At 39.8% G+C, this 9,578-nt stretch carries 7 protein-coding genes; 1 reads left to right on the top strand and 6 read right to left on the bottom strand.

Annotation, left to right across the window (positions count from 1 at the left end; genetic code table 11):
* On the top strand, nt 1-599 hold a 599-nt coding region (locus ABLA33_RS09515), incomplete at its 5' end, for a M23 family metallopeptidase (protein WP_347720122.1).
* Between the two features lie 737 nt (nt 600-1,336).
* On the opposite strand, the gene lepA is transcribed toward ABLA33_RS09515, so the two are convergent.
* From lepA to galE, 6 genes are all read right to left on the bottom strand, one after another.
* Entirely contained in the window at nt 1,337-3,118 is a 1,782-nt protein-coding gene (gene lepA, locus ABLA33_RS09510) for a translation elongation factor 4 (protein WP_311490014.1), read from the bottom strand.
* A gap of 2 nt (nt 3,119-3,120) precedes the next feature.
* Nucleotides 3,121-3,675 (bottom strand): dTDP-4-dehydrorhamnose 3,5-epimerase, encoded by a 555-nt coding sequence (gene rfbC, locus ABLA33_RS09505; protein WP_311490013.1) that lies wholly within the window; start codon nt 3,673-3,675, stop codon nt 3,121-3,123.
* A gap of 6 nt (nt 3,676-3,681) precedes the next feature.
* Nucleotides 3,682-5,331: a C69 family dipeptidase gene (locus ABLA33_RS09500; RefSeq protein ID WP_311490012.1), complete on the bottom strand. Its 1,650-nt coding sequence runs from the start codon at nt 5,329-5,331 to the stop codon at nt 3,682-3,684.
* Nucleotides 5,332-5,398: 67 nt separating this feature from the next.
* Nucleotides 5,399-7,372, bottom strand: a complete 1,974-nt coding sequence (locus ABLA33_RS09495; protein WP_347720121.1) for an oligopeptide transporter, OPT family — start codon at nt 7,370-7,372, stop codon at nt 5,399-5,401.
* 15 nt (nt 7,373-7,387) lie between these two features.
* Nucleotides 7,388-8,524, bottom strand: a complete 1,137-nt coding sequence (gene nspC / locus ABLA33_RS09490; RefSeq protein WP_347720120.1) for a carboxynorspermidine decarboxylase — start codon at nt 8,522-8,524, stop codon at nt 7,388-7,390.
* Between the two features lie 114 nt (nt 8,525-8,638).
* Nucleotides 8,639-9,578: UDP-glucose 4-epimerase GalE (galE, locus tag ABLA33_RS09485; protein WP_347720119.1), on the bottom strand; the 940-nt coding region annotated here is incomplete at its 5' end.

Below are 9,578 nucleotides of genomic sequence, written 5' to 3'. Positions count from 1 at the left end.
CATTTCGTCGTTATCATAAAGGACTCGATATAAAAGTTTATGTTGGCGATACTATCCGATCTGCATTTGATGGTCGCGTACGCATCGTTGATTATGAGGGAGGAGGTTATGGAAAATATATTGTTATTCGTCATAATAATGGATTGGAAACAATCTATGCTCATCTCTCCAAGCATCTAGTCTCTGTTAATACTTATGTGAAAGCAGGAGAACCTATAGGTTTAGGGGGGAATACAGGGCTCTCCACTGGAAGTCATCTTCATTTTGAATGCCGTCTGTTAGGTGCTGTTATCAATCCTGAACTTCTGTTTGATTTCCCTAACCAAGATGTGACGGGTGACTATTTCGTATTCCATAAGAGTGATAATCCAAATATGTTTACTGGAGTCGCCTCAACTGCTAGTAGAAAGAATAAAGAGATGACTGCTCAGACAGAACATATGGCTGAAATTGCTCCTTCTCGCTACCACAAGGTAGCTGCTGGAGAAAACTTAACTTCTATTGCTCGCAAATTAGAAATCTCGCTTGATGCTTTGTGTAAAGCAAATCATATTTCTGCAACAAGTCATATTCGGCCAGGACAAATTTTGAGATATTAAGAACCTGTTGCTTATACACTTTATTTTATATATAACCTAATGGAATATATCTTCTTGATATTTCTATTAGGTTTTTTGATTTTTTGCCGTCATTTCGCTACTGATAGGGAACTCTAATGATATTTATCTATCATTTTCAATAAAAGCTATTTTGCTTTGATTTATTGTTTTATTGGATAACGTGTTTTCTTATTCTAGCGTGTAAAAACATAATTTTAGAAGGTATGGATGAGATAATTTTATAGAAACTAGCTGAGTGAAATTGTGTTTTATTAGAGAGTTTTTGATACATGAGGGAATGTTTTTCTCTTTATTGTATTTAAGAATACAATAAGGCTATCAGCAAACACCCTTATTGCATATGAAAATTCCCTTATTGGGTGATGTCTGAAAAGTATTGGAGAGCGTGCAGCGATGAGAAGTTGGAAACTCCACCCATGGCCTCGCCAATGCTGAGGACGGGAACAATTGGTTTGTTCACCTCTATGTTTCTCAATAAAGAGAGTGTACTTTTGTTTGGAAAAACTCTCCAAAAACACGCGAAGCAACTCATAAAAAACAACCTCACTGGAGGTCATTTGGAAAATTAATTCAGATATTTATTCTGTCGTAAGCTTCATTTTGCTTTGTCAAATATAAGTACTTTAGGGCTTACACACTTTTATAGGACAGTATCAAAATTTTCTTTAGTAAAACAGCCATGTATCATTTAGTTACATGGCTGTTTTATATATGTATTAGTCTAATTTCAATACAGCAAGGAAAGCTTTTTGTGGCACTTCTACGTTGCCGATTTGCTTCATACGTTTCTTACCACGTTTCTGCTTTTCAAGCAATTTTCGTTTACGGCTTATATCACCGCCATAGCACTTTGCTGTAACGTCTTTTCTTAGCTGCTTCACAGTTTCACGCGCAATGATTTTTGCTCCGATAGCGGCCTGTATCGCAATATCAAATTGTTGGCGTGGAAGAAGTTCTTTCAATTTCTCGCACATGCGTCGACCAAAGTTTGTTGCATTGTCTACGTGAGTAAGTGTAGACAGGGCATCAACAGGTTCACCATTGAGTAGAATATCGAGTTTGACAAGACGAGAAGGACGGAACTCTATGGGGTGGTAATCGAAAGAGGCATACCCTTTAGAGATAGATTTGAGTTTGTCATAAAAGTCAATAACTATTTCTGCGAGAGGCATGTCGTAGTGTATTTCTACACGATCACCTGAGACATATTCTTGTTTTACAAGTTCTCCACGTTTGTTTAAGCAGAGGGTCATAATAGAACCTATATAATCTGTTTTAGTGATGATACTTGCTCGAATATAAGGTTCTTCAATGTGGTCGATGTCAGTGGCATCTGGCATTCCTGCGGGATTATGAACCTCCAACATATTGAGATGTTTGTCGTAGACATTGTAGCTTACGTTGGGCACAGTCGTAATCACATTCATATTGAACTCTCTATCAAGACGCTCTTGAATAATGTCCATGTGAAGTAGACCTAAGAAGCCGCAACGGAAGCCAAAGCCCAGTGCAACAGAAGACTCGGGAGAGAAGGTAAGTGAGGCATCGTTAAGTTGCAACTTCTCAAGGCTGGTACGAAGATTTTCGAAATCCTCAGTTTCAACAGGATAGAGACCTGCAAAGACCATCGGCTTTACTTCCTCAAAGCCTGCAATGGCTTTTTCGCAAGGCTTTGCAACAGATGTGATTGTATCACCGACTTTTACTTCCGTAGCCGTTTTTATGCCACTTACGATATAACCTACATCGCCACAATGTAATTCCTTTCGAGCTGAAAGTTCCATTTTAAGAACTCCAATTTCATCTGCGATGTAGCGTTGTCCCGTATTGACAAATACTACTTCTTCACCAGAGTGTAGAGAGCCATTAATGATTTTATAGTAGGCAATGATACCACGGAACGGGTTGAAAACAGAGTCAAAAATCATGGCTTGGAGAGGAGCGTTCTCTTCTCCAACAGGCGCTGGAACTTTTTCTATAATGGCTCGCAGAATATTATCCACACCTTCACCAGTCTTTCCAGACGCGCGTATGATTTCCTCTCTCTTACAACCCAATAGTTCAATGATTTCATCTTCTACTTCCTCAGGCATCGAATTGACCATGTCGCACTTTGAAAGAACTGGAATAATCTCCAGGTCATGTTCTATAGCCATATACAGATTTGATATAGTCTGTGCTTGAACTCCCTGGGTAGAATCGACGAGGAGTAAACATCCCTCACAGGCTGCGATACTACGAGAAACCTCGTACGAGAAGTCTACGTGTCCCGGAGTGTCAATGAGGTTTAATGTATAGTGCTGGCCATCTTGAGTGTAATCCATTTGGATGGCATGACTCTTAATCGTGATACCGCGCTCACGTTCCAAATCCATATCATCGAGCATCTGCCCTTCTGTTACCTTTATGGTCTGCGTTCGTTCTAAGAGACGATCTGCCAAGGTACTTTTACCATGGTCAATATGGGCGATGATACAAAAGTTTCGAATATTCTTCATACTTAAAATACTACTGCTTCTTTGAAGGACACTGCCTTGTTTAAGTCTTTTTCCGAAAGTAACACTTCTTCAGGGGTTGTAATGGGCCAGTCTATGGCCAAGTCTGGATCATTATAGCAAATACTACATTCGGCCTGGGGGGCATAGGTATTGTCAACTTTGTAAGTAAATATAGCCACATCACTCAATACTTGAAAGCCGTGAGCAAAGCCGCGAGGGATGAATAGTTGTCGGTTATTTGCTTCGCTAAGAATTACCGCTATATGTTTCCCAAAAGTGAGAGAGTTTTTTCGAAGATCAACTGCAACATCTAGAACTTCACCTTGCAGCACACGAACTAATTTTGCTTGTGAGAATTCTCCTCTTTGATAATGCAAGCCACGGAGAACTCCTTTACTGGACTTTGATTGGTTATCCTGAATGAATGTAATTTTTTTGCCTATATTTTTATTGAAATCTTCTTCATGCCACGTTTCCATGAAATAGCCGCGAGCATCATCGAAGATGTGTGGCTCACAAATCCACACACCTTCGATTTTTGTTTTGATATATTCCATTTCTAATTATTGGGGTATTGAAGGGACTAAATACTTGTTACCCGTTTCTTTTATAAGGGATGACTTATAACTTTCAGAAAATCCCGTGCGCTTAGGAGGTACACAAAGCCCATCAGAAGTGCGTTCAAACTCTCCACTTTTTTCGGGTTTAACAGTCATATCATTGTATTTCACGATAATGTATTCTCCAAGTTTCTTCCAATCCTTCAACATTGTAGCTGCACATTGTAGACTATAACTGTTTAGGAACTCTTGAGCCTTATCTGGCGACATCTTATAAAGCTCTTGGGCTTTAGCTTCCACACTCGGTTGCTGGGCTATCCACGTACTATCTAATTCATTACGAACTCGTTGAACTGCTGGAAATACTTGATTGTAGCGAGGGTAAGTCATATTGCTCACCCAATTACAAACCCAGAAAGCAGATTTCCACGAGAAATTTCCTCCGTCAGCATCTGGAGCATTAAAGCATTCTGGCACTATGGTATTGTGGCAATAAATAGGAGTGTAGCTTATCATATTGGGATCGTCACTTCCATACCAAAGGATACCACCAATAGCATCTGGAAGATAAGAACGTAGCTGAGCAATATATGTGTCAGCAGTTTGTTGCGTAGAAATGGGGCGCTCATTGAAGTAAGTTTTTCCCTCATACTTAAATTGGAGAGGAGTAGGGCGGTAGGGCATCTCCCATGGTCCTTGTCCCATATCTTTATTTACATCAAAAGGTGTACCTTCATAATGGTCACGCATTCCGTCCATTATATCTTGACGAGAGAGGGAACGAGTTGGACGCATGTAAAGAGGCATAGGTTCGGCATTGCCAATGTGATGACCATCAACATAGTCTAGATATTTCTCCATGCCACTAACAAAGCGATTGAAGAAACTCCATACGCGGGCTTCACAAAAACGCATGGCTCCAAAATCTGCAGGAGCAAAGGCATTGGCGAAATCAAATTCATTATCTTTTCCACTAAAGTAGCCTTTTTTACGCGCAAAACTAATAAGATCCTTAGAATAGAGCACATCCTTTTTGGCATACTGAGAGATCTTATGGATACGGCTTTGGTTTGCATGAGCAGCAATACAATCGTCGGGGATTCGCACAGCCACCCAGTTGGCGCCTGTTACTCCTGTACCTTTGCCGATCATTTCCATAATCCAAATTTCATTTTTGTCGGCAATGGAGAAAGACTCCCCACTGCTGGCATAGCCATACTTCTCAACAAGAGTCGTCATTACGTTGATGGCTTCACGCGCTGTTTTTGAGCGTTGTAAAGCAATACGCATCAAGCTGACATAGTCAATAATACCTTTTGAATCAACCAATTCTTCACGGCCTCCCCAAGTGCTTTCCATGATAGAGACCTGAAACTCATTGATGTATCCATTAACTTTATAGGTTTCTGTTGCCTCAGGAATTTCGCCTAGGTAGTGATTTGTATCGCCATCGATAATTTTTCTCATAGTCCCTTGCGGATGAATGGCATGAGGTAGATAGATTAAATGGCCATACATTCCATAATCGTCTGCATTATAGGAAATAAAGACAGAACCATCTGTTGAAGCTTTCTTACCTACAAGAAAACTTGTGCATGCAATAGAAGGTAGCGAAAGCACCATTGCAAGAACTGCTAAAAATACCTTTTTCATTGATTCTTCTTTTTAATAATAATTTCTGGAAAAGTTATCTACTCAATTTTAATGTGGGAACTTTTATTTAGTCAGATAAAGAAGCTTTTATTAGGTAAATAATAAGTAGGACGTATAATACGCAAGCTGTCAATGTGCTCCAGGGGCTTGCCAACCATGCTTTATCAGCAAAGTTATAGCCTCCAAACTGTAGTCCTGCACTGACAACTCCCATTAAGGCACCACCAGCAATAAAACCGCTGGCTAGGAGTGTTCCTTTATCTGCACGAGCTTTATTAACTACTTCTTTTTTGCTGCGAGAACTAACATACCAATGTATTAAACCACCAGCAAGAAGTGGAAGGTTTAGTTGCAAGGGTATGAACATTCCCAGTGCAAAAGCTAATGCACTGATTCCACAGATATTAACTAAAAGAGCAATAGCCGCACCAATACCATAAAGTAACCATGGGGCTTGTCCGCCGTTCATTATAGGCTCTATAACTGCAGCCATTGCACGAGCTTGTGGAGCTGCCATTGTATTGGGATTGCTAAAACCATACACTTTGTTTAAAATCATGATGACACCTCCTACCGTAGCTGCACTTACAAGGACTCCGATGAACTTGAATGTTTCTTGTTTCTTAGGAGTAGAACCAAGCCAGTATCCAATTTTAAGATCGGTGATAAAACTACCTGCAGTTGAAAGTGCAGTGCAGACTACGCCACCCATGATAAGAGCGGCTGTCATACCACTTACGCCCTTTAGTCCAACTGCAGCCATAATGACGCAGGCAAGAATTAGTGTCATTAGCGTCATACCACTTACTGGATTAGAACCAACGATAGCAATAGCATTTGCTGCAACAGTAGTGAATAGGAACGCAATGATAGCAACAATGAGAATACCAACAATAGCAAATAACAGATTACCATTCATTACTCCTAAGAGGAAAAAAACAAAGGTTATAATGAGTGTTACTAATGTGCCGATAGCAATAATCTTCATGCTGAGATCTTGCTGTGTGCGTGGAAGGGATGCTTCGTTATTATTGCTGCCTTTGAATACTTTTCCAATAAGTCCAAAAGAACTTTTGATGACGCTCCAGCTCTTAGCTATGCCTATAACACCGGCCATGGCTATAGCTCCGATACCAAGACTCTTTGCATAATTGTATATTTCTTGAGGATCTGCAGCGCTTGCAAGGATGGTTTTAGACGCATCGAGCGAGACATTCATATCAGGCCATATCAAAGCTATTCCAGGGACTATAATCCACCAAGTTAGAATGGAGCCTGCACATATAATTGCTGCATATTTTAAGCCTACAATATAGCCCATACCTAAAAGTGCAGCACCTGTATTAACTTGAAATACAAGTTTAGCTTTTTGTGCCAAAACTTCCCCAACACCTAAAACTCGACTACTTACCATATCTACCATTACACCTATATTCCCACTTGCAATAAAGTCGTATAAACCGCCAATTATACCAGCAACGAACAAGGGCTTAGCACTGCTACCTTCCCCTTCTCCACTGATAAGAACTTGGGTGGAAGCTGTAGCTTCTGGGAAAGGATATTTTCCGTGCATATCCTTTACAAAGTATTTGCGAAATGGTATTAGAAATAAAATTCCTAATATACCCCCTAAGACGGATGCTATAAAAATCTCGAAGAAATTGATGGTCATTTCAGGATATTTAGCTTGAAGAATGTATAGAGCAGGTAGTGTAAAAATTGCTCCGGCTACAATCATTCCAGAACAAGCACCAATGCTCTGTATGATAACGTTTTCTCCAAGAGGATCTTTCCTATGTGTCGCGCCTGCAACTCCTACTGCTATAATAGTTATAGGAATAGCGGCTTCAAAAACCTGACCAACTTTTAGACCTAGGTAAGCAGTTGCTGCTGAGAAAATTATAGCCATGATGATCCCCCAAGTTAGCGACCAAGGTGTTACTTCACGGAATTGGCCTTCGGGGGACATGAGAGGCTTGTATTCTTCACCGTTCTTTAGTTCGCGAAAGGCATTCTCCGGTAATTGTCGATTGTTTGACATAAGTATATAAATTTATTAGTCCATTCTATTTTTATAATCCTCGTAAGTATATTCTCTTAGCACTTCGCGTTCTCCATTGACGTGCTCTAGAATTATTGCTGGGTGAGCAATACCATTAAACATATTGGTCTTAACTGTTGTGTAATGAATCATATCTTCGAAAATAATCTCATCACCAACATGTAGCGGTTTTGCAAAGCGCCAATATCCTAAGAAGTCTCCGCTTAAACAGCTATTACCACCTAAGCGATATACACGTTCTTCTGTCTCATATCCTTTTGCATTTTCGCCTATGAGGGTTTCTGCACCTTGAATATTTGGCCAATAAGGCATTTCAAGACAATCGGGCATGTGACATGTAAAACTTACGTTTAGAATAGCTGTCTTTATCTGATGGTTTTCAACAATATCAACAACTTGAGCTACAAGAGTTCCTATTTGCCAAGCAAAGGCACTTCCTGGTTCAAGAATAAGCTGTAAATTGGGATGCTTTTTTTTGAAAGCTCTAAGTATAGATATAAGATGTTCTACATCATAATCTTTACGAGTAAGCAGATGGCCTCCCCCGAGGTTTAACCACTTTATATCTTTGAGCCAACTACCAAATTTTTCTTCTATATGTTGTAGGCTATGTTCTAATGCATAGCTATCACTTTCACAATGACAATGACAATGGAATCCTTCGATTCCTTCAGGTAAGACTTTAGGAAGTTGATGAGCCAAAATACCAAAACGACTGCCTGGTGCACACGGATTGTATAATTCAGTGTCTATTTCGCTATATTCAGGATTGATTCGTACACCACAGCTCACTTTGTCTTTTGCGCGTGAGTAAAAACGCTCAAATTGTGTGAGTGAATTAAAGGTTACATGACTAGAGTATTCAAGGATCTCATCAAAGGTATTTTCTTCATAGGCTGGGGAATAAGTATGGCAAGCCGCTCCAAATTCTTTAAAGCCTAAACAAGCCTCAAAAGGTGAAGAAGCCGTTGTGTGTCTAATGTATTCTCGAAAAATAGGGAATGTACGCCATAGAGCAAAAGCTTTGAAAGCTAAGATAAACTCTACTCCTGCTCTTTCTGCAGTATCTTGAATGAGTTGAAGGTTTTTCCTTAGCTTACTCTCGTCAAGTAAGTAGTATGGTGTAGTCATTTATTCAATGTATTTTGAGAATTATTACAAATTCAACGAACTAATACTATAAAATAAAAGTTCGTTGAATTCGTATTGATTTATAGAAAAACGTAGCTATTAAAGTACGTTATGTTACATGATTCCACGCTCGCGGAGTTTCTTTTGCCAGTTCCAAGCACTAAGAAGAGCTTCGTCAAGTGTGTGTACGGCATGCCAGCCTAAGACATTATTGGCTTTATCAACATTTCCCCATACTTTTTCAATATCACCAGCGCGGCGCTCTGCAATCTTATAATTCAATTTTACACCAGTGCATTTCTCAAAAGTTTTGATAAGTTCAAGGACACTAACGCCATTACCAGTTCCTACATTGAAAATCTCAACAGCTTGCTCACTTTTATTTTCTAGAATTCTTTCCATTGCAGCAACATGCGCTTTAGCTAAGTCAACGACATAGATATAGTCGCGTAAACAGCTACCATCTGGCGTATTATAGTCATCTCCAAAGACTGAAAGACATTCTCGAATACCCATGGCTGTTTGAGTGAGGTAAGGAATTAGATTAGCTGGTACACCATTGGGCATCTCACCAATCAGACAAGAAGGATGAGCACCAATTGGGTTGAAATAGCGGAGAAGAGTTGCGTGAATAGGAGCTCCACTCTTGCAAAAATCCGTAATAATATCTTCATCTATTTTCTTTGTATTACCATATGGACTTTCTGCATCTTTACGTGGTGTAGTTTCTTTCACTGGTAGATTGTCCTCATCTGGTTGACCATAAACAGTACAGCTACTAGAGAAAATGAAGCCTTTTACATTATATTTCGGCATCAACTCGAGCAGATTAATAGTACTGACCGTATTGTTGCGATAATATTTCAATGGTTTCTGAACGCTTTCTCCTACAGCTTTACTAGCTGCAAAGTGGATGATACCTTCAATGGGAACATATTTTTGGAATACAGCCTCAAGAGCTGGCATATTAGTGCAGTCTACTTCCTCAAAGGCTGGGCGAATTCCTGTAATGGCTTCTATGCCATCAACAACATCTGCTTTGGAGTTTGACAAG

The sequence above is a fragment of the uncultured Alloprevotella sp. genome (assembly GCF_963536905.1).
Lineage (GTDB): Bacteria > Bacteroidota > Bacteroidia > Bacteroidales > Bacteroidaceae > Alloprevotella.
The sequence above is the reverse complement of the archived record's forward strand: the minus strand, read 5'-3'. Positions and strand labels throughout refer to the sequence as shown.